Origin of the sequence: Nakamurella deserti, assembly GCF_003260015.1 — a bacterium.
In the GTDB taxonomy this organism is placed as follows: Bacteria; Actinomycetota; Actinomycetes; order Mycobacteriales; family Nakamurellaceae; genus Nakamurella; species Nakamurella deserti.
The window spans coordinates 1,962,197-1,987,891 of sequence record NZ_QCXS01000002.1; the positions used below are offsets into that span (position 1 = coordinate 1,962,197).

The 25,695-nt window shown below is 73.6% G+C and carries 22 protein-coding genes; 9 read left to right on the forward strand and 13 right to left on the reverse strand.

Features of this window, described 5'->3' with window-relative positions; translation table 11 throughout:
• Positions 1–31: 31 nt before the first annotated feature.
• From thpR to DB033_RS08930, 4 genes are all read right to left on the reverse strand, one after another.
• Positions 32–577: an RNA 2',3'-cyclic phosphodiesterase gene (gene thpR, locus DB033_RS08915; protein WP_111766361.1), complete on the reverse strand. Its 546-nt coding sequence runs from the start codon at positions 575–577 to the stop codon at positions 32–34.
• Positions 577–1,050: a 5-(carboxyamino)imidazole ribonucleotide mutase gene (gene purE / locus DB033_RS08920; protein WP_111767363.1), complete on the reverse strand. Its 474-nt coding sequence runs from the start codon at positions 1,048–1,050 to the stop codon at positions 577–579. Before purE ends, thpR begins: the two co-directional genes overlap by 1 nt.
• 26 nt (positions 1,051–1,076) lie before the next feature.
• Positions 1,077–2,342, reverse strand: a complete 1,266-nt coding sequence (locus tag DB033_RS08925; RefSeq protein ID WP_111766362.1) for a 5-(carboxyamino)imidazole ribonucleotide synthase — start codon at positions 2,340–2,342, stop codon at positions 1,077–1,079.
• Positions 2,343–2,465: 123 nt separating this feature from the next.
• A complete protein-coding gene (locus DB033_RS08930; RefSeq protein WP_111766363.1) occupies positions 2,466–3,200 on the reverse strand; it encodes a hypothetical protein in 735 nt (244 codons plus the stop codon).
• A 540-nt stretch (positions 3,201–3,740) separates the two neighbouring features.
• Between DB033_RS08930 and DB033_RS08935 the strand changes: the two genes are divergently transcribed.
• Positions 3,741–6,845: a sigma-70 family RNA polymerase sigma factor gene (locus DB033_RS08935; protein ID WP_111766364.1), complete on the forward strand. Its 3,105-nt coding sequence runs from the start codon at positions 3,741–3,743 to the stop codon at positions 6,843–6,845.
• A gap of 51 nt (positions 6,846–6,896) precedes the next feature.
• A complete protein-coding gene (locus DB033_RS08940) occupies positions 6,897–7,535 on the forward strand; it encodes a GtrA family protein (protein ID WP_111766365.1) in 639 nt (212 codons plus the stop codon).
• A gap of 82 nt (positions 7,536–7,617) precedes the next feature.
• On the opposite strand, the gene DB033_RS08945 is transcribed toward DB033_RS08940, so the two are convergent.
• The 7 genes from DB033_RS08945 to DB033_RS08975 form a co-directional block, all read right to left on the reverse strand.
• The gene (locus DB033_RS08945; protein WP_111766366.1) at positions 7,618–8,886 is read right to left on the reverse strand and encodes an ATP-binding protein; all 1,269 of its coding nucleotides are present in this window, start codon (positions 8,884–8,886) and stop codon (positions 7,618–7,620) included.
• Between the two features lie 10 nt (positions 8,887–8,896).
• Entirely contained in the window at positions 8,897–9,583 is a 687-nt protein-coding gene (locus DB033_RS08950; protein ID WP_111766367.1) for a response regulator transcription factor, read from the reverse strand.
• Between the two features lie 90 nt (positions 9,584–9,673).
• Positions 9,674–11,203: an acyl-CoA carboxylase subunit beta gene (locus DB033_RS08955; protein ID WP_111766368.1), complete on the reverse strand. Its 1,530-nt coding sequence runs from the start codon at positions 11,201–11,203 to the stop codon at positions 9,674–9,676.
• Positions 11,204–11,207: 4 nt separating this feature from the next.
• The gene (locus DB033_RS21660; protein ID WP_111766369.1) at positions 11,208–12,077 is read right to left on the reverse strand and encodes a PH domain-containing protein; all 870 of its coding nucleotides are present in this window, start codon (positions 12,075–12,077) and stop codon (positions 11,208–11,210) included.
• 142 nt (positions 12,078–12,219) lie between these two features.
• Entirely contained in the window at positions 12,220–12,609 is a 390-nt protein-coding gene (locus tag DB033_RS08965) for a TIGR03618 family F420-dependent PPOX class oxidoreductase (RefSeq protein WP_240615804.1), read from the reverse strand.
• Positions 12,606–13,340 (reverse strand): YggS family pyridoxal phosphate-dependent enzyme, encoded by a 735-nt coding sequence (locus DB033_RS08970; protein WP_170315503.1) that lies wholly within the window; start codon positions 13,338–13,340, stop codon positions 12,606–12,608. Before DB033_RS08970 ends, DB033_RS08965 begins: the two co-directional genes overlap by 4 nt.
• A gap of 67 nt (positions 13,341–13,407) precedes the next feature.
• Positions 13,408–14,229 carry a biotin--[acetyl-CoA-carboxylase] ligase gene (locus DB033_RS08975; RefSeq protein ID WP_111766370.1) on the reverse strand — a complete coding sequence of 274 codons (822 nt, stop codon included), beginning with the start codon at positions 14,227–14,229 and terminating at the stop codon, positions 13,408–13,410.
• Positions 14,230–14,483: 254 nt separating this feature from the next.
• On the opposite strand from DB033_RS08975, the gene DB033_RS08980 reads away from it, so the two are divergent.
• The 4 genes from DB033_RS08980 (at position 14,484) to aqpZ (ending at position 17,731) form a co-directional block, all read left to right on the forward strand.
• Entirely contained in the window at positions 14,484–15,122 is a 639-nt protein-coding gene (locus DB033_RS08980) for a Maf family protein (protein WP_111766371.1), read from the forward strand.
• Between the two features lie 22 nt (positions 15,123–15,144).
• Positions 15,145–15,654, forward strand: a complete 510-nt coding sequence (locus tag DB033_RS08985; protein ID WP_111766372.1) for a DUF1707 SHOCT-like domain-containing protein — start codon at positions 15,145–15,147, stop codon at positions 15,652–15,654.
• Positions 15,655–15,714: 60 nt separating this feature from the next.
• Positions 15,715–16,827, forward strand: a complete 1,113-nt coding sequence (locus tag DB033_RS08990; RefSeq protein ID WP_170315504.1) for a calcium:cation antiporter — start codon at positions 15,715–15,717, stop codon at positions 16,825–16,827.
• Positions 16,828–16,936: 109 nt separating this feature from the next.
• Positions 16,937–17,731 carry an aquaporin Z gene (gene aqpZ, locus DB033_RS08995; protein ID WP_170315505.1) on the forward strand — a complete coding sequence of 265 codons (795 nt, stop codon included), beginning with the start codon at positions 16,937–16,939 and terminating at the stop codon, positions 17,729–17,731.
• A 39-nt stretch (positions 17,732–17,770) separates the two neighbouring features.
• On the opposite strand, the gene DB033_RS09000 is transcribed toward aqpZ, so the two are convergent.
• Positions 17,771–19,180 (reverse strand): NAD(P)H-quinone dehydrogenase, encoded by a 1,410-nt coding sequence (locus tag DB033_RS09000; protein WP_111766373.1) that lies wholly within the window; start codon positions 19,178–19,180, stop codon positions 17,771–17,773.
• 120 nt (positions 19,181–19,300) lie between these two features.
• Between DB033_RS09000 and DB033_RS09005 the strand changes: the two genes are divergently transcribed.
• A complete protein-coding gene (locus DB033_RS09005; protein ID WP_111766374.1) occupies positions 19,301–19,753 on the forward strand; it encodes a gamma-glutamylcyclotransferase family protein in 453 nt (150 codons plus the stop codon).
• A 15-nt stretch (positions 19,754–19,768) separates the two neighbouring features.
• On the opposite strand, the gene DB033_RS09010 is transcribed toward DB033_RS09005, so the two are convergent.
• Complete coding sequence (locus DB033_RS09010) at positions 19,769–21,028, reverse strand: amidohydrolase (protein WP_111766375.1); 1,260 nt, start codon at positions 21,026–21,028, stop codon at positions 19,769–19,771.
• A 380-nt stretch (positions 21,029–21,408) separates the two neighbouring features.
• Between DB033_RS09010 and DB033_RS09015 the strand changes: the two genes are divergently transcribed.
• Positions 21,409–24,024 carry a sensor domain-containing protein gene (locus tag DB033_RS09015; protein WP_111766376.1) on the forward strand — a complete coding sequence of 872 codons (2,616 nt, stop codon included), beginning with the start codon at positions 21,409–21,411 and terminating at the stop codon, positions 24,022–24,024.
• 123 nt (positions 24,025–24,147) lie between these two features.
• Entirely contained in the window at positions 24,148–25,632 is a 1,485-nt protein-coding gene (locus DB033_RS09020) for a glutamate-cysteine ligase family protein (protein ID WP_111766377.1), read from the forward strand.
• The last annotated feature ends 63 nt before the right edge of the window (positions 25,633–25,695 follow it).

A 25,695-nucleotide genomic window follows, 5' to 3' on the forward strand; every position in this document is an offset into this window, starting at 1 on the left:
ACGCCACACCGCCGCGCCGGGGCCCACCCACTCAGCCCGGGAGGGCCCAGGATCCGTAGCGGTCGCTCTCCTCGCCCAGCGGGACGGTCTCCAGCGGCCGGTAGCGCGGCCCGGTCTCGGCGCCCAGCCGGGACTCGACGAGCACCAGCTCGTGAGCGGTCCACGTCGGGCCGTCGTAGTGCGCCACCTCGTCCACCAGCGCCGACAGCTCGGCGCGCTCCCGGGTCCGGGCGACGGTCAGGTGCGGCACCTGGTCGTCCGCCGCGAGGGCCGAGAAGGCGTCGACCGCACCGGCCAGCCCGACCCACACCGCCCGGGCCATCCACGGGTGCGGGAACGCCCCGGCGCCGGCCAGTCGGACCTGCATCGGCCGGCTGCGCAGGGCACGGCGCTCCCACCGGTCGCGTTGCCGTTCGACCTCGTACGGTCCGCACTCGCCCAGGAACTGCAGCGTCAGGTGCCACCGCGCGGGCGGGACCCACCGCAGATCGGGGCGCGCGGTGCGCAACCCGTCGAGGAACTCCTCGAGATGTCCGACGGCCTCGGGTGGCGGCACGACCGCCGCGAAGAGCCGCATCAACCAGTGATGGCCCGCTGCAGGGCCGCATCCTTTTCGATCACCATGTCCGCGAGACTAGCGGCGTGGTCGGCCAACCGGCCAGCCAGTCGCGGCGATCCGGTCGCCAGGATCCGGACGGCCAGCAGACCGGCGTTGGCGGCACCGCCGATGGACACCGTGGCCACCGGGATGCCGGTCGGCATCTGGACGATCGAGAGCAGCGAGTCCATCCCGTCCAGCCGGGCCAGCGGCACCGGCACACCGATCACCGGCAGCACGGTGGTCGAGGCGACCATCCCGGGCAGATGGGCCGCACCGCCGGCGCCGGCGATGATCACCTTGAGACCGCGGTCGGCCGCCGTGCGGGCGTAGTCGATCATCCGGTCCGGGGTGCGGTGGGCCGACACCACGGAGACCTCGTGGGGGACGTCGAAGTCGCGCAGGACGTCGGCCGCGGCCTTCATCACGTTCCAGTCGGAATCGGAACCCATGATGACGCCGACGACGGGGAGCTCGGTCACCGGACCACCGTCTCACGCCCGGGGGTCACCGACGGCTCGTGCGGCGGGAGCGTGTACCCGTCGGCCCACACCCCCGCGGACAGGTAGTGGCCGGCGAGCTGCGCGATCCGCCGCACCTCGGGCAGGTCGGCGCCGCCGACGTTGACGTGCCCGAGCTTGCGGCCGGGCCGGAACGACTTGCCGTACAGGTGCACCTTGGCGGTCGGGAACCGGGCGCCCAGGTGGTGCGCCCGCTCGTCCATCCCGGTGGTCGGCACCCCCGCCGGGGGTCGCGCTCCGATGACGTTGGCCATCACGGTCCACGGGTGGACCGCGGTGGCGGCACCGAGCGGGTAGTCCAGGACCGCGCGCAGGTGCTGTTCGAACTGACTGGTCACGGCGCCGTCCTGGGTCCAGTGCGCCGAGTTGTGCGGCCGCATGGCGAGTTCGTTGATCACCAGCCCGTCGGGGTGCGCGTCGCTGGGCGTCACCTCGAAGAGCTCGACGGCCAGCACGCCGACCACGTCGAGGGTGGCGGCGAGGTGCAGCGCCAGCTCCCCCGCCGCGACCGCGCGGTCCCCGGACAGGTCGGGCGCGGGTGCGATCACCTCGACGCAGATGCCGTCCTGCTGCACGGTCTCCACGACCGGCCAGGCGGCGGCCTGACCGAACGGCGACCGGGCCACCACCGCGGCCAGCTCGCGTCGCAGCGGGACCAGCTCCTCGACGAGGAGGTCCGCGTCGTCCGGGATGCCGGCCACCACCTCGGCGGCCGCCGCCGCGTCCCGCAACACCCAGACGCCGCGACCGTCGTAGCCGCCCCGGCACGTCTTGAGCACCACCGGCCAGCCGTGGGTCCCGGCGAACGCGGCGAGGTCCGGGCGTTCGCCGGTTCCGCCGGGCAGGACCGCGAACGCCGGTACCGGGAGGCCGAGCTCGGCGAGCCGACGGCGCATCGCCCCCTTGTCCTGAGCGAAGACCAACGCCGGCGCGGACGGCAGCAGCGTGTGCCCTTCCGCGGTCAGCGCCGCGATCAGGTCGTTGGGGACGTGCTCGTGGTCGAAGGTGACGACGTCGCAGCCGGCGGCGAAGCGCCGGAGCGCCTCGACGTCGGTGTGGGTGCCGATCTCGACGTCCGCGGCGACCAGCGCCGCGGAGTCGTCGGGGGATTCGGCGAGGACCCGCAGCGACTGCCCCAGCGGGATCGCCGCCTGGTGCGTCATACGGGCCAGTTGTCCGCCGCCGACCATTCCCACCCGGGGCATCCCGGTACGCGCATCCACGACGCGAGAGCCTATCGGGCGGCACCACCGCCGCCGGTCGACCGGCGGCCGACGCGACGGGTCGCGTCCTGCCGGCGACCGACGGTGGGGGCCGGGCGCTCCGGCCCACCGGGCTGCGGCCGGTCAGCGCCCCAGGTCGGTCAGCAGCGCCCGGGCGCCCTGGTAGCTCGACGGCAGCGTCTCGACCCACACCCGCGGGGAGGACACGTGGGCGTCGGGGTCGGCCGCGGTCCTGGTGGCGATCAACCGGGCCAGCAACTGCACCCGACGGTCCAGGCTGGGGGTGCGCCGCGTCAGCGCCACGGCCATCGGCTCACCCAGCCGGGCGAGCGACTCACCCGCGTCGAAGACGACCCGCATGCTCTCGCCGATGTGGATCATCGGCAGCACCCGCTGCCACACACTGCGGGTGGCGAGCTCCACCCGGACCACGGCCAGGGCGTACTCCGACGACGGGTCCAGACCGTTGGCGCCGCAGGAGGCGTAGACCTCGGCCAGCCGCAGCATCAGGTAGTCCTTGGACGCGAGCCCGGTCAGCGGGTCGGACAGCTCCGCACCCGGCCCGACGACCCGGTCGGCCCAGCCGAGGGACACCGCCCGGCGGAGCATCTCGGCGTGCCGGGGGTGCACCAGCGCGATCAGCTGGTCGATGTCGGCGAGGGTCTCGCCCAGGGCCACGCCGGACGCGGCCCGGACCCGGCCCAGCCGTTCCGCCGCCGGGAAGACGTCGCCATTGCCGGCCAGCGCCTCGCAGACCGCGTCGACCGCGGGGCTGTCCCAGTCGGACGGGAACGCCCACGAGGCCGCGAGTGAACGGCTGGACCATTCGACCCGCAGGGTGCTCGCCGTAACCGCCATCGCCAGCCTCATCCGAGAAGTTCCCATCCTGTCGTCCACTGTTCCGCCGGCCCGGTCGCCATCCGGCCCGGGCCTCTGCGGAAGGAACGCCGATGCTGGCTCGCTGTCACGCGAAACGGCGCACCATTTGTCGACGTCCTCCGACCGGACCCATCGTGCCGGGTGCGTCGTCACGGTCCGCGACCGGGGTGACGGTGAGTTCCGTCCGACCGGGTGTGATCACGAACAGTGACTACTCGCCACGCTCAGCAGACGTAGAATCGCCGTCAGGAGATTTCCCCTGCCGACGGCGTGACGGCCGGGAACCTCCGGCGTCCCTCCATCGACACCATCCGGCCACGACGGCAGCAGCACCGCCACCCGACCGACAGCGGCCCGGTGGTCGCCGACGACCGCGGTGCCGGTGGTGGACAATCGCCGTCGGACCACACCGCACCCGCGGTGCCCCCGGGGTCTGCCGCGCGACCGCACCACCCGCACCACCCGCGCTGCACCCGCAGCGCAGCTTCCGCGCAGCACCCGAGAGGACGTCCACGCCCCATGGAGTCGATCGTCGGTTCCGACAACGCTCCCAGCGACGCCGAACTCATCTCCCGCGTCCGGGACGGCGATCGCACGGCGTTCGGTGAGCTCTACGGACGGCACTCACGTGCGGCCGGTGCGCTGGCCCGGCAGATCTCGGTCTCCGGCGCCGAGGCCGACGACCTGGTGGCGGAGTCGTTCGCCCGGGTGCTGGACACCATGCTGGACGGCCGCGGACCCGACTCGGCGTTCCGCGCCTATCTGTTCACCACGCTGCGGCACACCGCCTACGACCGCACCCGCAAGGACAAGCGGCTGCAGTTCACCGACGACATCACCGCCCACGAGGTCGCCGTCGACGTCGACGACCCGGTGCTGCTGCAGATGGAGAACTCCTTCGTCGCGAAGGCCTTCGGTCAGCTCCCCGAGCGGTGGCGGACCATCCTGTGGCACACCCAGGTCGAGGGCCAGTCCCCCGCCGAGGTCGGGTTGATCCTGGGGATGTCGCCGAACGCGGTGACCTCGCTGGCCTTCCGGGCACGTGAGGGGCTCCGCGAGGCGTACCTGCAGGTGCACATGGCCGAGACGGTCGCCGAGCGCTGCCGGGCCACCATCGACCGGCTGGGCGCCTACACCCGCGGCGGCCTCTCCAAGCGGGAGACCGCGCAGGTGCAGGCCCACCTGGCCGAGTGCGACCGCTGCCCGGCGCTGGCCGCCGAGCTCAGCGAGATCAACTCCGGCCTGCGGGGGCTGCTCGCCCCGCTGCTGCTCGGCTCCGCCGCCGCCGGCTACATCGCCACCCTGCCCGCCGTGCCGGTGCTGACCCAGGTGGGCGCCTCAGTCACCGGCGCCGGCGTGGGCAGCACCCTGCTCAAGTTCGGTGCCGCGGCCAAGATCAGCACCGCCGTCCTCACCCCGGCCGTGGTCACCGGGGGCGTGATGGCCGCCGCCGTCGCCACGGTGACGGCCGTGGTCGTCGGCCTCGCCACTCCCGGTGGCGGCAACCAGACCGCGGACCCGCTCAACACCCAGTTCCCGAGCGCCTCCACCGGCGCCACCGCGGGAACCACCGACAGCGGCACCGACCCGTTCGCCGGCATCCCCGGCATCACCGTCACCCCGCCGACCGTCGACAGCCAGGGCGAGCCGGTGGAGGCACCCCGCAACACCGCGAGCATCCCGCCGCCGGTCGACCCGAGCGTGCTGGCCGAGGAGTACGGCCTGCCCGGACCCGGCAGCTATCCCGGCACCGGATCGCCCGCCGTCCCGACCCTGCCCACCGACGGTTCGTCGCCGTCGTCGGTCCCGCTGCCGCCGCTCACCCCGGGCGCCGGCACCGGCGGCCCGACGGACGCCGAGGACGAACCGTCCGCACCGGGCACCCCCGCCGTCACCGCGCCCGGCACCACCCCGGTGGTCACGCCGCCCGTCACCACCCCGCCCGTCAGCACCCCGCCCGCCAGCACCCCGCCCGCCACGTCCCCCGGGACGACCCCCGCTCCGCCGCCGGTCACCACCCCACCCGCGCCGACCCCGCCGGCGCCGACGCCGGCCGCGGTGAACGTCAACCTCACCACCGGCATCTCCGGTCTCACCGCCGGCCGCACCCAGACGGTCACGCTGACCGTCACCAACGCGGGCGGATCCACCCAGCCCGCCGGCACGGCCACCCTCACCGCCGGTCAGGGCGTCAACCTGGTGGCCGCCGGTGTCTCGACGCCCGCGCTGCGCACCGGTTCGGTCGCGTTCGCCCGGGCCGCCGCCGCTCCCGGTGACGTGATCTGCGACGGCAGCAGCTGCCCGCTGCCCGAGCTGGCCCCCGGGGCCACCGTCGAACTGACCCTGCAGGTCCAGGTCGATCCCACCGCCACCGCCACCGACGTCTCGCTGACCGTCTACGAAGCGCCGGTGCTCGACCTCACCGACGTCGAGGTCGCCAGCGGCTTCGCCACCGTGCAGATCGTCCCCACCGGCCCGGTCGCGGCCGGCACCAACAGCCAGTTCGTGCTCACCGCGACCCCCGCGGAGGGCGTCACCAACCCGGGCCCGGTCACCGTGCCCACCGCGCTCACCCCGACGCTGTACGTCTCCGCCGCGCCGGAGGGCTGCGTGCTGCTGCCGTCCGGCACCGACTGGGAGTGCGCTCCGGACGAGACCGGCCAGGTCGGCCCGCTGACCCTGGACACCGTCGCCACGCCGAGCGCCGAGGGCGACCAGCAGGTCGCGGTGTCCGACGCCGGCGGCCGTGAGCTGCAGGCCGAGACCCCGATCACGGTGCTGCCGCTGGACTCCTCGGCGTCGGTGACCATGACGGGCCCGTTCGGCGGCACCTCGGTGGCCGCGCCGATGATCTTCTGCGACCTCCCCCGGCTCGGGGCGATCGGCGTCTGCGGCCAGAAGGGCTACAGCCTGGTGCCGGTGGAGCCCGCCAGCGCCCGCGAGCTGGTCACCGGCGGGCGCACCGTGGTGTGGGCCGAACTGACCTGGGCCGCCGCCGGCAGCACCGGCGACGACACCGTGGCGCTGCACGTCGACGACACCACCACCGAGGTCACCGGGACGGCGCTGCCCGTCGTCACCCCCGACGGCGACCGGATGAACGCCCATCACGCCGACGTGACCTCGCTGATCACCGGAGACAGCACGATCTTCGTCGACGGTCTCGCCGCGGCGCTGACGGATGTGGAGAACACGACCCCCTTCGCCGCGTGGTCGCTGTCGGTGATCTGGGCCGACCCGACCATGGCCACCTCGACGGTGACCTACACCAACGCGAGCACCCGCCTGCTGCCGACGAAGAACCGGCCGCTCCGGGCACCGCTCGGGGACGTCACCTCCCCGCTCACCGACCTCTACGTGACGCTCTGGGCGACCGACCCCTGGGGCACCAAGTCGCTGACCCTCGGCGGCACCGCGTTGCCGACCGCCATCGACGGCACCCTCGAACGCGACGGCGAGAAGTACACCGTGGGCTACGACCTGCTCGCGTTCGGCGCCGGCCAGCTCGGGGACGCCACCGGAACGCTGGTGTTCGGCAACGCCCTGGACAGCGTCCACCGCGACGACGGGGTGTGGATCGGGCCGGTGCTGGCCATCGGACCGGCGGCGACACCCGGTGGCTGACGCCCCCGGCGGACTCAGGATTTCCGCATCCCCGCTCCGTAGGATGTCCCGATGAGCATCATCGATTCAGTACGGCGGGTGCTGCCGCCGAAGTACCGCCAGTTCGCCAAGTTCCTCGTGGTGGGCGGTACGACCTGGATCATCGACACCGGACTGTTCTTCTTCCTCAAGCACACCGTGCTGCCCGACAAGATCCTCACCGCCAAGATCATCGCGATCCTGGTGGCGATGATCGTGAACTACGTGCTCAACCGGGAGTGGTCGTTCAACGACCGCGGCGGCCGCGAGCGGCACCACGAGGCGGCGCTGTTCTTCCTGCTCAACAGCATCGGCATTTTGGTCAACCTGGCGCCGCTGGGCATCTCACACTATCTGCTGGGCTTCAACGCCGAGAACTACACGCCGTTCACCGAGACCGTCGCCGACTTCGTGTCCGGATCCCTGATCGGGACCGTCCTGGCGATGGCCTTCCGCTACTGGGCGTACCAGAAGTGGGTGTTCCCCGAGCTCGTCGAGGAGGGCGTGGAGCCCGACGAGGCCCCGGTGCTGGAGAACGAGCTGACCTTCAACATCCCCCCGCACCCGCACGCCGACGGGCACATCACCGGCGCCGACCACACCGCCCCGGGTACGCCCGACGGTCCGGTGGCCGTCACCCGGCCGACCGGCGGCGAGCCGCGGCAACGCTGACCGCCCCGGCCGGCGGCGAGCCGCCGCAACGCTGACCGCCCGGCCGGCGACACCCCGCACCCGACGGTCCCGGACGGCCCGGTCAGGCCGGTGACAGCGGCGCGGTGACCGGCGAGCCGTCGCCCGCGGCGGCCAGGAAGATGCCGAACGTCGCCGGTCGCGGCCGGCGCAGTTCCAGCCGCCCCCCGTCGGCCTCGACGAACGCCCGGGCGAGACCGAGCCCCAGCCCCGACGAGGACGCCCCGGACACCCCACGGTCGAAGACGTGCGGCACCAGCGGGTCCGCGATCCCGGGCCCGGCGTCGGTCACCTCCACCAGCACCAGCCCCTGGCCGACCCGCTCCTCCACGTGAACGACGACCGGCCCGGCGCCGTGCTGGAGCGAGTTGTCGAGCAGCACCCCCAGGGCCTCGCGCAGCCGGACGGGCGTGGCGCGTACCGACAGCCCGTGGTCGCCGGTGACCTCCAGCGGCCGGGACACGACCGCGAAGGTGTCCTTCCAGCTCGCGGCGACCTCGGCCAGCTCGGCGTCCAGGTCGAGCGCGCTGGCACTGGCCGCCCGGCGGGACCGGGCCGTGGCCAGCAGGTCGTTGACCACCCCGACGAGCCGGTCGGTCTGCTGCAGGGCGTGCTCGATCTCCGACCGCACCGCCGGGTCCGGGTGCGACGCCAGCTCGTCCAGCCGCAGCTGGATGCCGGTCAGCCGGGTGCGCAGCTGGTGCGACACGTCGCTGGCCAGCTCCCGCTCCCCCTGCAGCATCCCGGCGACCTGCAGGGCGGTCGCGTCCAGCACCTCCGCGACGCGGTCGAGCTCGGCGATGCCGAACCGCTGCGCCGACGTCCGGAAGTCCCCCGCCCCCAGCCGCGCGGCGCGTTCGGTCAGCACCGACAGCGGGCTGACCAGCCGGCTCGCGGTGATCCGCGCGATGCCGACCCCGACGACCAGCGACAGCAGCACCGCCCCGGCGACGAGGCCGTAGGCCCGCCACCGCGCGGTGCGCAACTCGTCCGGAGGGCTGGCCAGCACCAGCGTGCCGCCGGGGCTGGGCAGGCTGACCGACACCAGGGACCCGTCGTCGGGGGCGCCGATGGCGTCCACGGCGCCGTCCGCGCTGCGGACCTCGAGCCGCCAGCCCGGCGGCACCGACCCGGCGACGGCGGACAGGTCGATGGTGTCGGTGTCCACCAGCTGCTCGCTGAGGGCCGCCGCGATGGATTCGGCCCGTACCGCGATGGAGCTGCGCACACCGTCGGAGACCAGGAAACCCGACACCAGGGTCAGCGGGATGCCCAGCACCAGCACCGTGACGAGGACGAGACCGATGGTGGTGCGCAGCAGGCGCGTGCGCATGGGGGCGGGGTCAGCTGTCGTTGAAGCGGAAGCCGAGACCCCGGATGGTGGCGATCAGCGATTCCGGGGTGCCGCCGGCGGCCGCCGCCTCGGGTCCGGCGAGCTTGCGACGCAGCCACGACATGTGCATGTCCAGCGTCTTGGAGTTCTTCTGCTCGAGGTCCGGCCACACCTCGGCCAGGATGCGCTCCCGCGGTACCACCTGGCCGGCGTTGGCCATCAGCAGCCGCAGCAGCTCGAACTCCTTGAACGACAGCACCACCTCGGCGTCCTCGACGAAGACGCGGCGCGCCCCGGTGTCCAGCTGGACACCGTTGACCTGCAACAGGTCGGGGGTGGCGCGGCGCAGCAGCGCACGGACCCGGGCGAGGACCTCCGAGACCCGGAACGGCTTGCCCACGTAGTCGTCGGCACCGGCGTCCAGCCCGACCACGACGTCCATCTCGTCGGTGCGGGCGGTCAGCATCAGGACCGGGATCTCCTTGCCGGCCGCCCGGATGCGCCGGCAGACCTCGAGCCCGTCGTAGGTCGGCAGGCCCAGGTCCAGCACGATCATCGAGACCTGGCCGTGGATGGCGATGTCCAGGGCTTTCGGCCCGTCGTCGACCGAGACGACCTCGTAGCCCTCCCGCTCGAGGGCCCGCGCCAGCGGCACGGCGATGGCCTGGTCGTCCTCGGCGAGGAGCACTGTCGTCACGCGACACACGATACGGCGGCGCCGTGCGCGGCAGGCGTCGCCGTGTCGCCGGGCCGTCCGGGTCGCCGCCGTACCCGGGGCGGTGGCGGCTCAGCCGCGCGGGCCCCGGGCGGAGCCGGCGAACCGGAGGCGGGCGACGAGCTGGTCGCGCAGGTCCTCCGGTTCGACGATGTCGTCGACGACGAGTTCGGCGGCGAGGTGCAGCACGTCGATGTCAGCCTCGTAGGCGGCCCGGCGGTCGGCGACGAACGCGGCGCGGGCCTCGTCGTCGGGCAGCGCGGCGATCTGGTTCGCCCACACGGCGTTGACCGCGGCGTCGGCTCCCATCACGGCGATCTTCGCCGTCGGCAGCGCCAGCGTGGCGGTGGGCGCGAAGCCCGGTCCGGCCATCGCGTACAGGCCGGCCCCGTAGGCCTTGCGGACCACCACACAGATCTTGGGCACCGCCGCGCGGGTGACGGCGGCGATCATGGCCGCACCGTGCCGGATGATGCCCTGCCGCTCGACCGCGGCGCCGACCATGAACCCGGGCACGTCGGACAGGAACACCAGCGGGATGCCGAACGCCCCGCAGGTGATTACGAACGCCGCGGCCTTGTCGGCCGAGTCGACGAACAGCACACCGGCCTTGAACATCGAGTTGTTGGCGACCACGCCGACCGGCCGGCCGGCCAGCCGCGCGTAGCCGACGACGATCTCCCGGGCCCACCCCGGTTGGATCTCCAGGAAGCTGCCGTCGTCGACCAGCGCCCGCACGTAGCGGCGCATGTCGAAGGCCTGGCGCTCGTTGTCCGGCACCAGGGCGCGCAGGTCCCCGGGCCCCGGGCCGACGGCCGGCGCCGCCGGCGGCGGACTGTCGCGGTGGTCGGGGAAGTAGGACAGGTACCGCGCCACCGTCTCCAGCGCCGCCGTCTCGGAGTCGACGAGCAGGTGCCCGACCCCGCTGACGGTGGTGTGCATCCGGGCGCCGCCCATCTCCTCCAGGGTGGTCTGCTCGCCGGTCACCATCTCGACCATGCGGGGGCTGCCCAGATACATCGAGGCGTTGCCCTCGACCATCACGACCACGTCGCAGAACGCGGGGATGTAGGCGCCGCCGGCGGCGCTCGGCCCGAACAGCGCGCACACCTGCGGGATGACGCCGCCCGCGGCGATCTGCGCGGCGAAGATGGCGCCGGCCCCCCGCCGGCCGGGGAACAGCTGCACCTGGTCGGTGATGCGGGCCCCCGCGGAATCGACGAGGTACACCATCGGGATGCGTTCGGCGAGGGCCCGCTCGATGATCCGGATGATCTTCTCGACGGTGCGCGCGCCCCACGAGCCGGCCTTGACCGTCGAGTCGTTGGCCATCAGACCGACGGGGCGGCCGCCGATGGTGGCGTGCCCGGTGACCACCCCGTCGGCGGGCAGTCCGTCGGCCAGCGCGTTGGCGAAGCGGCCGTCCTCGACGAAGGACCCGTCGTCGACCAGGGCGGCGATGCGGTCCCGCGCGAACAGCTTGCCGCGGTCGGCGTTGGCCCGGTGGTAGCGGGCGGCGCCACCGGCGAGCGCGCGGGCGCGGGCCGCGGCGACCGGACCGGTCGGAGAACCGGGGCGGGGGTCGTCGTCGGTGGCGGTCATCGGCTCAGGCGTCGTACCGGGGGCCCTGCTGATCACGCATCTGCGGAATCCGCCGGGTGCTGGTGTCCTCGGCCGCGTGGTGGTCGGTGGGTCCGTACGACGGCCCCCGGCCCTGGTCGTACCCGCGGCCGTCGTAACCCGGTCCCGGCGACGGCTGCCGGCCGTACCCCGGCGCCACACCGTAGCCGCGGCCCTGGTCGTACCCACGGCCGTCGTAGCCCTGGTCGGGCCCCTGGCCGTAGCCCCGGTCGTAGCCCTGGTCCGACCGCTGGTCGTAGCCCTGGGCGTACCGCTGGTCGTAGCCCGGCCCCGGGTCGTAGCCCCGGTCGTCGTCCTCCGATCGGCGGTCGCGCCGGCCCCCGAGACCTCCCGACGAGGAGACACCGGTGCGGTCGTCGTCGATCAACTGGTTGAGCTGGCCCTGCACCCGGGGCAGTGACGCGACGTTGTAGAACGACAGCGGCTGGTCGGCGGCCGACTCCACGGTGAGCGTGCCGTACCCGAGGATGCGTCCCCAGAACGACACGTTGATCTCGAGGTTCTGGATCCGGCCGAGCGGGATCTGGTGCTCCCGCCGCTTGAAGAACCCGGCCCGGAAGAACACGTGCCGGTCGGTGAGGACGAAGTGCTCGGTCCGCCACTTCGCGAACGGCACGACCACGAGGAAGACGATCAGCAGCAGCGCGGCGGCGGTGATCACCAGCGGCCAGACGCCCGGGTCGTCGGACCGGGAGTTCAGCAGCGCGAGCCCGAACGACGCCGCCCCGATGACGAGCACCAGCCACAGCACCGGCAGCGCCAGCACCTTCCAGTGCGGGTGCTTGTGCAGGACGACCGTCTCACCGCGGGACAGCAGGTGGTCGGGGTACGGCATGGGTCCTCCGTTCACCGCTGCCCGTCCCGCGGGGCGGGTCGACGCGCGTCAGCGGGGTGAGGTCACGCTACCGCGACGTCCCCGGTGCGGCGGCGGAACGTGCGGGGACCGCACGGCCCGCGCCGACCCGCACCGCGGGCGCTCAGGCGCGCAGACCGGACGACGCGAGGACCCGCCCGGCGGCGATCCGCAGGACCACCCGGCGCGGGTTGGGCCGGGGCCGGCGGTACCGGCCGGCGTACAGCGCGACGGCGTGGGCGACCTCGTCGGCGCCGCGTTCGACCACGGCGGTGCCGGCGATGCTGAGCCACTGCGGCCCGGCCACCTGCGCGACGGTGGCCCGCGGATCCCGCTCGACGTTGCGCACCTTCTGGCCGCCGTCGGTGGTGATGATGCGGACGATCCCGTCCTCCCAGGTGAAGCCGACCGCGACGACGTGGATGGCTCCGTCCGGGCCCATCGTGGACAGCGTCGCGAGGTGCCGTTCGGTGACGAATTGCAGCCCGTCCGCGCTGAGCAGCGGGGTGGTCACGGTGCCGGCCGGGGGCCGAACGCGGCCGAGCCGAGTCGAACCTCGGTGGCCCCGGCCGCGACGGCGAGCTCGAGGTCGTCGCTCATCCCCATCGACAGCACCGGCAGCACACCGGGCGTGGCGCGCGACCCGCCGGACAGCGCGCAGATCTCGTCCCGCAGCGACGCCAGCAGCCGGTAGCCGGCGGCGACCGCGTCCCGGTCCGGGGAGTTGAGGCCGACGGTCATCAGTCCCCGCAGGTGCAGCGCGTCGTGGGCGGCGATCGCCTCGACGAGGTCGAAGACCTGCTCCGGCGCCACCCCGGCCTTGCTGTCCTCCCCCGACACGTTGACCTGGGCGAGCACGTCGAGCCGGCGACGGTCGGCGGCGGCGCGGCGAGCCAGCTTGGCGGCGAGGTCGGCGGAGTCGACGGACTCGACGCAGTCGACCAGCGGCACCACCTGGTTGATCTTGTTGGACTGCAGGCGTCCGATGAAGTGCCGCCGGAACGGCACCCCGGCCAGCAGCGCGGCGAGTTCGTCGGCCTTGCCGGTGACCTCCTGCGCCCGGTTCTCCCCGATCAGGCCGAAGCCGGCCCGCACCGCCGCGGCGATGAGCGCCGGCGGCTGCGTCTTGGTGGCCAGCAGGATCTGCACGTCGGCCGGGTCGCGGCCCGCGGCGGTGGCCGCGGCGGCGACCCGGTCGCGGATGTCGGACAGCCGCCGCAGCAGCGTCGGGTCGGGTTCGCTCACCGCACCGACTGTAGGAGGTGACCGGCCGGCGCGGGCACGCGACCGCGCCGCGGGCGCCCGGGTCGGCTCAGTCGCCCGGACGCAGGTGCCGGACGTCGGCCGCGGCGAAGGCCCGCCGCCCGGTGGGGGTGTCGACCTCCAGCGAACCGTCGACGGTGACGTCGCGGGCCACCCCGGTGACCGCGCCGCCGCCGGGGAGCTCCACCCGGACCGGGACGCCGAGGGTGGCGCAGACCTTCCGGTAGTCGTCCCGCAGGCCGCTCCGGTCGGGGTCGCCGGCCGCGGCGGTCCACCGGTCGAGCCGCAGCGCGAGGTCGTCGAGCACGGCCGCGGCGATCACCGCACGGTCCCACCGCGACGCCCCGGCCAGCAGCAGCGACGTGGCGTCGGGCCGCGGCAGCTCCTCGCGGCGCAGGGTGACGTTGAGCCCGAAGCCCACGACGACGCCGTCGGCGGTGGCCTCGGCGAGCAGACCCGCGCACTTCGCCCCGTCGACGAGCAGGTCGTTGGGCCACTTGAGCGACGTGTCCACGCCGGCGACGCGCCGCACGGCCGCGGCGAGGCTCAGACCGGTGAGCGCGCCGATCCAGCCGCGTCGCGGCACCGGCACGGTCGGCAGCGACAGCAGCACGCTCATGGTCAGGCCCGAGCCGGTGGGCGCGGTCCAGGTCCGGCCCAGGCGGCCCTTGCCGGCCCGCTGCAACTCGCTGATCAGCACCGTCCCGTCCGCCGCCCCGGACCGTGCCGCCGCGGCCAGATCGTCGTTGGTGGAACCGGTCTCGGCCACCGCCCGGATCGACCAGCGTCCGCGGGCGGTCGACGCGTCGCGCACCGCCGCGAGGTCGACCGGTCGCCGGGAGGCGGCCACCGCATCGTCGTCAGGGGTCATGCGACGACCCTAGGGCCGTGCCGGCGGGACCGGACACACCACGGTCCTCGCCCGCGTCCGTGCAGCGTGCCGCGGTCCTGCGACGCCCCCGCGCGACGCCTGCCGTGACCGCGCGCGACCGGCCGTGCCATTCTGGTCGCAACCGACGGAGGGAGGGCGCCCGTGCCCGGCAGTACACGGCCGCGTCGCCGTCGCCGCCCCGGCGCCGTCCACGGCCACTCGCCCGCCCGGGCCCGACACGGGACGATACGTCGATGACCACGTTCATCCTGGCCTCCGCCTCCCCGGCCCGGCGTGCGGTGCTGACCGCCGCCGGGATCGACCCCGAGGTGCGGGTGGCCAACCTCAACGAGGACAAACTGATCGCCGGCATGGCCGGTTCGGAGCCCGAGAAGATCGTCACCGAACTGGCCGTCGCCAAGGCCAGGGCGGTGATCCGGACGCTGGATCCGGCGTTGACCACCGACAGCGTCGTCGTCGCCTGCGACTCCATGCTGCGGATGGGCAAGTCGCTGCTCGGCAAGCCGCTCACCGTCGACCGCGCCCGGCTGTACTGGGACCAGATGTCCGGGCGCACCGGCACCCTGCTGACCGGCCACGCCGCCGTGCGGATCGTCGACGGCACCACCGTCGCCACCGCCGACGGCTGCGAGTCGACCCAGATCCGCTTCGGCCGGCCCACGGAACCGGAGCTCGAGGCCTACCTGGCCAGCGGCGAGCCGCTGCAGGTCGCGGGTGCGTGCACGATCGACGGTCTCGGAGGCTGGTTCATCGACGGGGTCGACGGCGACCCGTCCTCGGTGATCGGCATCTCGCTGCCGCTGACCCGCCGGCTGCTGGACCGGGTCGGCCTCCGGGTCACCGACCTGTGGCGCCCGCCGGACCCGGCATGAACCTCCCCCGAAAGGTGTACCGATGACCGTCCCACCCGGCGGACCCGACCCCACGGACCGGCCGCGGCCGTCCGTGCGGATCGGTGACGCCGAGCGCAACGCCGCCGCCGACGCCCTGCAGCAGCACCTGACCGCCGGGCGCCTGACCCTCGACGAGTACGCCGACCGGTCGGCGCTGGTGATGAACGCCCGCACCCAGGACGAGGTGGACGAGGTCTTCGGGGACCTGCCGCCGGTGGTGGGTGCGCCGGGTGCCGCCGGCACCCCGGCGATCCGCAGCGCCACCGGCAGCGCCCTGGCCGGCGCGGCGGGGGTGCCGCCGGCGACCCGGGCCGGCGGCGGGCCGTCCAGGGCCCTGCTGCGCGGGTTGATGGGCGGGATGCCGATCATCGCGCTGCTGCTGTTCCTGGCGACCCGGCAGTGGTGGTTCTTCCTGCTGATCCCGCTGTCCTACGCGGTCCTCGGTCCGATGCTCAACAACAGCGACGACGGCAAGGGCGGTCCGGAGCTGGAGCGCGGCCCCGGTCGCTGACGGCGGTCGGCTGCGCACGGCCCGGTGGGGACGGCTCCCGGGTCTGACACGATGACGCGCATGAGCACCGCTGTGGCCCGACCGTGGTACCTGACGTGGACGACCGTGGTGCCGGTGGTGGCCGCGGTCGCGCTGGCCGCCACCTACGGCCGCGACGTCGGCACGGTGGTCGTGGTGCTGGTCGGCCTGGTGCTCGCCGGCGCCGTGCTGGCGAGCGTGCACCACGCCGAGGTGATCGCGCACCGGGTGGGCGAGCCGTTCGGGTCGCTGGTGCTCGCGGTCGCGGTGACGGTGATCGAGGTCGGACTGATCCTCACCCTGATGTTGTCGGGTGGCCCGGAGACCTACTCGCTGGCCCGGGACACCGTCTTCGCCGCGGTGATGATCACCACCAACGGCATCCTCGGGTTGTCACTGCTGGTCGGGGCGGTGAAGCACCACATCGTGGTGTTCAACGCCGAGGGCACCGGCGCGGCGCTGGCCACGGTGGCGATGCTGGCCACCATGACGATGGTGCTGCCGTCGTTCACGTCGAGCGTGCCGGGACCGGAGTTCTCCTCCGCCCAGCTGACCTTCGCCGCGCTGGCGTCGCTCGTCCTCTACGGGGTCTTCGTGGCCACCCAGACCGTGCGGCACCGTGACTTCTTCCTGCCCGTCGACGACGAGGGCGGGGTCATCGACGAGAGCTCCGGCGAGCACCACGCCGCGCGGCCCTCCCCGCGGACCACGCTGCTGAGCCTCGGGCTGCTGGTGGTCGCGCTGGTGGCGGTGGTCGGGTTGGCCAAGGTCGAGTCGCCGGCCATCGAGGCCGGAGTGGCCGCGGTCGGCTTCCCACCGTCGTTCGTGGGGGTGGTGATCGCACTGCTGGTGCTGGCGCCGGAGACCCTCGCCGCCGTCCGGGCGGCCCGCCGCCGACGCATCCAGATCAGCCTGAACCTGGCGCTGGGCTCGGCCATCGCCAGCATCGGCCTGACCATCCCGGCCATCGCGGTCGCCACCATCTTCCTGGACGGGCCGCTGCTGCTCGGGCTCGGCTCCACCCAGCTGGTGCTGCTGGTGCTGACGATGATCGTCGGGGTCCTCACCGTGGTCCCCGGCCGCGCCACCCGCCTGCAGGGCGCGGTGCACCTGGTGCTGCTGGCGGCGTTCGTGTTCCTCGCCGTCAAGCCCTGACCCCCGATCCGCGGTGCCCGGACCGGCTGCCGGAGCGTCCGGTTGGGTAGTCAGTCTCCGCACCGCCGGGGAGCACCTCCGGGCACCTCATGGACACCGGGAAAAACACATGAAGCTGGGTCACCGCCTCGCCGTCGAGTTCGTCGGCACCTTCTGGTTGGTCTTCGGCGGCTGCGGCTCGGCCGTACTGGCCGCCGAGGTCGCCGGGAAACCAGGTGTCGGCATCGGCCATCTGGGGGTGGCGCTGGCGTTCGGGCTCACCGTCCTGACGATGGCCTACGCCGTGGGCCACATCTCAGGGGGGCACTTCAACCCCGCGGTGACCGTCGGGCTGTTCCTGGGCAAGCGCTTCGGCGCCAAGGACGTGCTGCCCTACGTCGGCACCCAGGTCGTGGCCGCGATCGCCGCCGCCGGCCTGCTGTACGCGGTGGCCCGGGGTCGGAGCGGCTTCGAGACACCCTCGGGGCCGGGTGCCTTCGCCACCAACGGCTACGGCTCCAACTCCCCTGGCGGCTTCTCGCTGACCTCGGCGCTCATCGTCGAGGTGCTGCTGACCGCGGTGTTCGTCTTCATCGTCCTGGGCGTCACCGACCGCCGCGCCCCGAAGGGTTTCGGTCCGATCGCGATCGGTCTCGGCCTGACGCTGATCCACCTCGTCAGCATCCCGGTCACCAACACCTCGGTGAACCCGGCCCGCTCGACCGGCCCGGCACTGTTCGTCGGTGGCGAGAGCCTCGGCCAGCTGTGGCTGTTCTGGCTGGCGCCGCTCCTCGGAGCGGCGATCGCCGGCCTGGCCTACCGGTACGTCACGGGCTCGACCGGCGGCGACGACACCCCTGAAGAGGCCCAGGTCATCGGGGGCGGGCGCACCGCCGGCAGCCGCCCGGCGCGCAAGCGCCGCTGACCGCGGGCCGGCGCACGGCCCGGGCACCCGCCCGCGGGCTCAGCCCAGGTCGCCGTCGAAGTGCATGAGCTGCCGCCCGATCTCGGTCAGCGACCCCGACAGCGACGGGTACACGCTGAAGCTGTATGCGAGGTTCTTCGCGGTCAGCCGGTTCTGGACCGCCATCGCGATGGGCAGGATGAGCTCGCTGGCGTCCGGGGCGACCACCACGCCGCCCACGACGATGCCGGTGGCGGGGCGGACGAAGAGCTTGACGAAGCCGTACTTCAGGCCGGTCATCTTGGCCCGGGCGTTGGTCGCCAGCGGCAGCATCAGCATCCGGCTGGGCACCACCCCGGCGTCGGCCTCGGCCTGGGAGATGCCGACGTTGGCGATCTCCGGGTGGGTGAACACGTTGCCCGACACGGTCTTCAACCGCAGCGGCGGCACCCCGTCGCCGAGGTAGTGCCACATCGCGATCCGGCCCTGCATCGCGGCGACCGACGCGAGCATCAGCACCCCGGTGCAGTCACCGGCGGCGTAGATGCCGCTGACGTTGGTCCGCGACACCCGGTCGACGGGGATGAAGCCGCCGGGCCCGACGGTGACGCCCACCCGCTCCAGGCCGAGGTCGGCGGTGTTGGGGACCGACCCGACCGTCATCAGGGCGTGCGAGCCGCGCAGCACCTCACCGTCGGACAGCGTCACGACGACCTCGTCACCGTCGCGCACGACCGAGTCGGCGCGCGCGTTCTTGAGCAGCGTGACGCCGCGGTCGGCGAAGATGCCCTCGATCACCCGGGCGGCGTCGGCGTCCTCGGTGGGCAGCACCCGGTCGCGGCTGGAGATCAGCGTGACCCGGACGCCCATCTCGCAGTAGGCCGACGCGAACTCCGCGCCGGTGACGCCGGAGCCGACGACGATGAGGTGCTCCGGCAGTTCCGGCAGGTCGTACACCTGCCGCCAGCTGAGGATGCGCTCGCCGTCGGGCACCGCCGACGGCAGCACCCGCGGGCTCGCGCCGGTGCCCACCAGCACGGCGTCGGCCTGCAGCAGGAACGGGTCGGCGCCGTCGTTGGGCGTGACCTCGACCAGGTGCACGGCCAGCCCGGCGGCGCCGTCGGCGAACCGGGCGCGGCCGTCGTGGATGGTGACACCCAGCGCGACGAGACCGTTGCGGATGTCCTGCGACTGCGCGGAGGCGAGCGTGTGGACGCGGTCGTGGACCCGCTTGAGGTCCATCCCGACGTCCTCGCCGGCCAGCACCACGCCCAGCCGCGCCGACTCGCGAACGGCGCTGCGGGCCCCGGCGGAGGCGATGAAGGTCTTGGACGGCACACAGTCGGACAGCACGCAGGCGCCACCGATCCCCGCATCCTCGATGAGCGTGACCTCCGCGCCGTACTGGGCGGCGACGAGCGCCGCCTCGTACCCCGCGGGGCCGCCCCCGATGATGACGATCCGGGCCATGGTGGCTCCCCCTTTACTCGGCTGCATCCACCGTATCGCCCGCCGTCGGGTCGGCCCGTCGTCGTGGGCCGGGCCACAGCGTGCCCGGGGTGCGGGCGGTGGCCCGTTAGTCTCAGCGTCATGGCCCTCTACGCCGCCTACGGCTCGAACATGGACCCGGCGCAGATGATGCAGCGCTGCCCGGCCAGCCCGCTCGCCGGCCACGGCTGGCTGCCCGGCTGGCGGCTCACCTTCGGCGGTGAGGACATGGGCTGGGAGGGTTCGCTGACCACCATCGTCGAGGACCCGGACAGCTCGGTCTTCGTCTCGCTGTACGACATCTCCGGCCCGGACGAGAAGACCCTCGACTCGTGGGAGGGCGCGGACATCGGGCTCTACACGAAGATCCGGCTGCGGGTGCAGACCCTGGACGGCGAGGAACTGGTCTGGCTGTACGTGCTGCAGGCCTACGAGGGCGGGCTGCCGTCCGCCCGCTACCTCGGGGTGATCGCCGAGGCCGCCGAGGTGGCCGGCGCCCCCGCCGACTACGTCGCGGAGCTCCGCAGCCGGCCCTGCCGGTCCATCAGCAGCTGACGCCCGGTCCGACGCTCAGCCCGGGGCCGGCCCCGCCAGCGTCCGCAGCGCGGCGTTGACCATGGTGCGGATCCCGACGGCGATGGCCCGCTCGTCGGCCTCGAAGTGCGGCGAGTGCAGGTCGACCTGCTGACGGACACCGTCCCAGACGCCCAGCCGGGCCAACGCCCCCGGGACGTGGTCGAGGTAGACGGCGAAGTCCTCGGCACCGGTCGACTGGTAGGTGTCGGCCAGACCCGCCACGCCCACCGCGTCCCGGATGCCACCGCTGAGCAGCTCGACCGAGCGCTCCTCGTTGACCACCGGGGGCACCCCGCGCAGGTAGGTCAGCTGGTGGTCCACCCGCAGCGGGGCCAGCAGTTCGGTGACGAGGTCGCGGATCAGCGCCTCGGCGATGTCCCACGACTCGCGCTGCATGATGCGCAGCGTCCCGCGCAGCAGACCCGACCGCGGGATGGCGTTCGGGGCCTCGCCCGCCCGCACCGCGCCCCACACCAGGATGGGCGCGCTGCGGGGATCCATCCGACGGCTGAGCATCCCGGGCAGGCCGGTGATGACGGTGCCCAGCGCGTAGATCAGGTCGGCGGTCAGGTGCGGGCGGGCGGTGTGTCCCCCGGAACCGGTCAGCCGCAGCTCGATGAGGTCGATGGTGGAGGTGATCGCGCCCAGCCGGATCCCGACCTCACCGACCGGCAGCCGGGGGTCGCAGTGCAGCGCGAAGATGCGTTCGACGTCGGCCACCGCACCGCTGGCCGCCACTCCGTACGCGCCGCCCGGCTGGGTCTCCTCGGCGGGCTGGAAGATCCCCCGGACCCGTCCGGGCAGTTCCGGCGCGGACTGCAGCGCCAGCATCGCCCCCAGCAGCACGGTCTGGTGGACGTCGTGGCCGCAGGCGTGGCTGACGCCCGGCACGGTGGAGGCGAACGGCAGCCCGGACGCCTCCGGCAGTGGCAGCGCGTCGATGTCGGCGCGCAGCGCCACCGTGCGCACGCCGGGGCCGGACGGGCCGACGTCGCAGACCAGTCCGGTGCCGGTGGGCAGGATGCGGCTGTCGACACCGGAGCGTCCGAGCTGGCGGCGGAGGTAGGCGGTGGTGGCGAACTCGGAGTTGGAGATCTCCGGGTGGGCGTGCAGGTGCCGCCGCCAGGTCAGGATCTCGGGCATCCGGACGGCCAGGAAGGCGTCCAGCCACAGGGGTCCCCGGCCCTCCCCGAGATCGGGGACCTCGGCCGCCGAGGGCGCCGTCCGGATCGTCCGTTCGGGAAGGACCGACATCGTCCGCCTCTCTCCGACCCGTGCACGTCCGGGCGACCCGCTGCCGGGGTGCCGCCGGACAGACTATGCCTGCCGACGCGTTCGGCTCCGGCGGGGGCGGGCACGGTCGCCCGACGAAACGTCACGTTCGCCCGTCGGATGCGTTGCGCCGAACGGGCACTGTCCTAGGCTGTGAGGGTCAGATCGACAGGTCGGGTCGGGGCTCAGCCCCGGCGTCCGGACACCGGACCGCCCGCCACACGACGACCGTCGCCGCGTGCACGGTCCGGGCCGAACGGATGGGAAGCCGTGCCGTCGTCCGAGCCGCCCGTCGCGCCGTCGCCACTCGTCCTCCCACCCGTCCGGCGGTTCCGACCCGTGTCCGAGCGGTCGGTCGTGCGGTGAGGGCGTTCGACGACGGTGCCGCCGCACCGCCGGCCGGCGACGACCCGGCGGCGCTGCGGGCCGCGCTCGCCGAGCAGACGCAGCTGCGGGCGGCCGCCGAGAAGAGCCTGTACGCCGCCCTCCGGCAGATCGACCGCCGGCAGAAGGAACTGCGCATCGTCGAGGAGCTGTCCGGGATCGGCAGCTTCTACTGGATCGTGGACGCGGACTCGATGTGGTGGTCGGAGCAGGCCGCCGCGGTGTTCCGCCTCGGACCGGCCGGCCCGCCGGCGTCGCGGGCGCGCTACCTCGAGCTGGTCCACCCCGACGACCGTGCCTTCGTCGGGGAGACGCTGCGGCGGGCGGTGGAGACGGTCACCGAGTACGACCTGGTGTACCGGATGGTGCTGGGCGGGCAGGTCCGGGAGGTGCGCTGCCGGGGGCGGGTCGAGGTCGACCTGGACGGCCCGGCGGTGACCGGCTCCCTGCAGGACATCACCGACGCGCGCGCCGCCTCGCGCCAGCTGCGCGAGTCCCGGGACCGCTTCGCCGGGGTGCTGGACGCCGCGACCGACCAGTGCATCATGGCGATGGACGACCGGGGCCGGATCACCGTCTTCAACGCCGGCGCCGAACGGATGCTCGGCTGGTCGGCGGCGGAGGTCCTGGGACGGACCCCGGACCAGTTCCACGACGCCGGCGAGATCGCCGCGCGGGCCGCCGAGCTGGCCCTGGAACCCGGCTGGCCGGTCATCGTCGGCGAGGCCGCCGGCGGCGGCGCCGAGACCCGGGACTGGACGTACCTGACCCGCGACGGCCGACGGTTGCGGGTGATGGTCACGGTCAACGCCCAGTTCGACCCGGACGGCACGGTCAGCGGCTACATCTCGGTGGGGACCGACATCTCCGAGCGCATCCGGGCCCAGGTCGAGCTGCAGGAGAGCGAGTCGCGGTTCCGCGACACCTTCGAGTTCGCCCCGAACGGGATGATGCTGCTCTCCGCCGAGCCCGACGACGTCGGCCGGTTCATCAAGGTCAACCCGGCGCTGTGTGAGCTCACCGGCTACTCGGCCGAGCAGCTGATGCGGATGAACATCTACGACCTCACGCACGAGGACCACCGCGCGGAACTGCGCCGGCGGGCGACCGACGTGCGCACCGGTGGGCTCGACATCCGGCCGACCGAGCGGCGGTGGGTGCACGCCGACGGCCACGACCTGTGGATCCAGCTCGCGCTGAGCCCGCTGCGCAGCGTCGACCTGCGCTACATCGTCGGCCAGGTGGACGACATCACCGACCGCAAGCAGGCCGAGGCGCGGCTGACGCACCAGGCGCTGCACGACTGGCTGACCGGGCTGCCGAACCGGTTGCTGCTGATGGACCGCATCGAGCACGCGCTCGCCGCGAGCAGCCGCAGTGGCCGGCTCGTCGGGTTGCTCTACATCGACCTCGACGGGTTCAAGGCGGTCAACGACACGGGGGGCCACGCCGCCGGCGACCACACCCTCATCCACATCGGTGACCGCATCCGGCAGGTGGTGCGCCCCGGGGACACCGTCGCCCGGCTCGGCGGCGACGAGTTCGTCGTCGTCTGCAGCGATCTCGACGGCCCGGCGGTCGCGGTGCACATCGCCGAGCGGGTGCTGGACACCATCCGGGTGCCGCACCGATACCAGGGCCGCACCTACACGCTGGGGGCCAGCATCGGCGTCAGCATGTCGCGGGCCGACTCGCAGCCGGACACGATGCTGCGGGAGGCCGACGAGGCGATGTACGCCGGCAAGGTCGCCGGCAAGGGCCGGGTCCGGATCAGCGGCGTGCACCCCGCCGACGCGGGCGCCGACCGGACCCGGGCGCAGGAGCAGGCGGTGCTCACCGCGGAGCTGCGCTCCGCGGTCGACCGCGGCGAGCTCGCGCTGTGGGGGCAGCCCATCCACGACATGGCCAAGGGCCGCATCGTCGCCGTCGAGCAGTTGCTGCGGTGGAACCACCCGCGACGCGGGGTGCTGGAGCCGGCGGAGTTCCTGGACCTCGCCGACGCCGCCGACCTGCTGATCGCGCTGAGCCGCCGGGTGCTGGTCGAGGCGTGCGCGCTGGCCCGGGAGTGGCTGGACGGACTGGGTGACCGGGCGCCGTCGGTGCACGTCAACATCGCCGGCCGGCAGCTCGACTCGGGCCGGCTGCTCGTCGACGTGCTGGACGCGCTGCGGATCCACCGGCTGCCCGCCGACCGGCTCGTCCTGGAGCTGGCCGAGACGCACCTGCCGATGCTGACCGACCAGGTCCGCGGTGACCTGGAGACGCTGCGCGAGCGGGGCGTCCGGCTCGCGCTGGACGACCTCGGCACCGGCCACGCCAGCCTCGGGGACGTCATCGGGTTCCCCGTCGACCTGCTCAAGGTCGACGTCGACAGCGTCCGCCGGATGCACACCGACAGCACCGCCCGGGCCACCGTCGCCGGCATCCTGGCCATCGGCCGGTCGCTGGGCGTGCCGGTCATCGCCGAGGGGGTGGAGACCGACGACCAGCTGGCCGAGCTGCTCGCCGCGGGCTGCGAGCTCGGCCAGGGGTTCCTGCTGGGCCGGGCGATGCCGGCCGAGGCCGTCCGGGAGACGCTGGGGCTGCGGCGCTGAACCGGCCGGGTCCGGGACGCTCAGTGGTCCGCGCGGCGCCGGCGGGGCCGTCCGTGGTTGGCTTGTGCCGGCCGATCCGGGGCCGGCAGTCGCCGGCCCACCAGGCGAGAGAGGGTCAGGCACGTGGGCGACGACATCGCGGGCTCGGAGTACACGCGCGAGGACCGCAAGCGGTACCGCGAGAAGGTCCGGCAGTGCCTGGACGTGTTCGAACGGATGCTCGTGGAGCACACCTTCGAGTTCGACCAGCAGCTCACCGGTCTCGAGATCGAGCTGAACCTGGTGGACGACAGCGGCGATCCCGCGATGGACAACGCCGCGGTGCTGGCCAACATCGCCGACCCGGCGTACCAGACCGAGCTGGGCCAGTACAACATCGAGCTCAACGTGGAGCCGCAGGCGATGCCGGGTGACACGCTGCTGGAGCTCGAGGCGTCGCTGCGGTCGTCGCTGGACCACGCCGAGGCCAAGGCCAACGAGCGCGGCGCCGACATCGTCATGGTGGGCATCCTGCCGACGCTGATGCCGGAGCACCTGACCGCGGACTGGATGAGCGCCAACCCGCGGTACGCGGCGCTCAACGAGGCCATCTTCGCCGCGCGCCGCGAGGACCTCGAGCTCGACATCCACGGGACCGACGAGGCCCTGCACATGGACGCCGACACCATCGCCCCCGAGTCGGCGTGCACCTCGGTGCAGCTGCACCTGCAGGTGTCCCCCGCCGACTTCGCGGCGAACTGGAACGCCGCCCAGGCGCTGGCCGGCCCGCAGCTGGCGCTGGCCGCGAACTCGCCGTTCCTGTTCGGGAAGAAGCTGTGGGCCGAGACCCGCTGCGAGCTGTTCCTGCAGGCCACCGACACCCGGTCGCCGGAGCTGAAGACCCAGGGGGTGCGGCCCCGGGTCTTCTTCGGCGAACGCTGGATCACCTCGATCTTCGACCTGTTCGAGGAGAACGTCCGCTACTTCCCGGCGCTGCTCCCCGAGACCACCGACGAGGACCCGGTGGCGGTGCTCGACGCGGGCCACGCGCCGCGGCTGCAGGAGCTGCGGCTGCAGAACGGCACCGTGTACCGCTGGAACCGCCCGGTGTACGACGTGGCCGACGGCCAGCCGCACCTGCGGGTCGAGAACCGGGTGCTGCCGGCCGGTCCCACCGTGGTGGACGTGCTGGCCAACGCCGCGTTCTACTACGGCGCGATCCGGATGCTGGCCGCCGAGGAGCGGCCGGTGTCGTCGAAGATGACGTTCTCGACCGCCGCCATGAACTTCGACGCCGGGGCGCGCCTCGGGGTGGACGCCCGCTTCTACTGGCCCGGGTTCGGCGAGATCACCTGGGACGAACTGACGCTGCGGCACCTGTTGCCGATGGCGCACGAGGGCCTGGATCGCTGGGGGGTGTCCGCCGCGGCCCGTGACCGCTACCTCGGGGTCATCGAGGCGCGCTGCAAGACCCGCCGCAACGGCGCGTCCTGGCAGGTGGAGACGGTCGAGGCGTTGGAGAGGTCCGGGCTGTCGCGGGTGCGGGCGCTGCACGAGATGCTGCGGCACTACCGCGAGAACATGCACGCCAACGAGCCGGTGCACACCTGGGAGGTCCCGGCCGGTTGACCCGGGCCGCCCCAGCCCGGAGGAGACGGCACACCCGGACCGCGCGAGTGCGCGGCGGCCGGT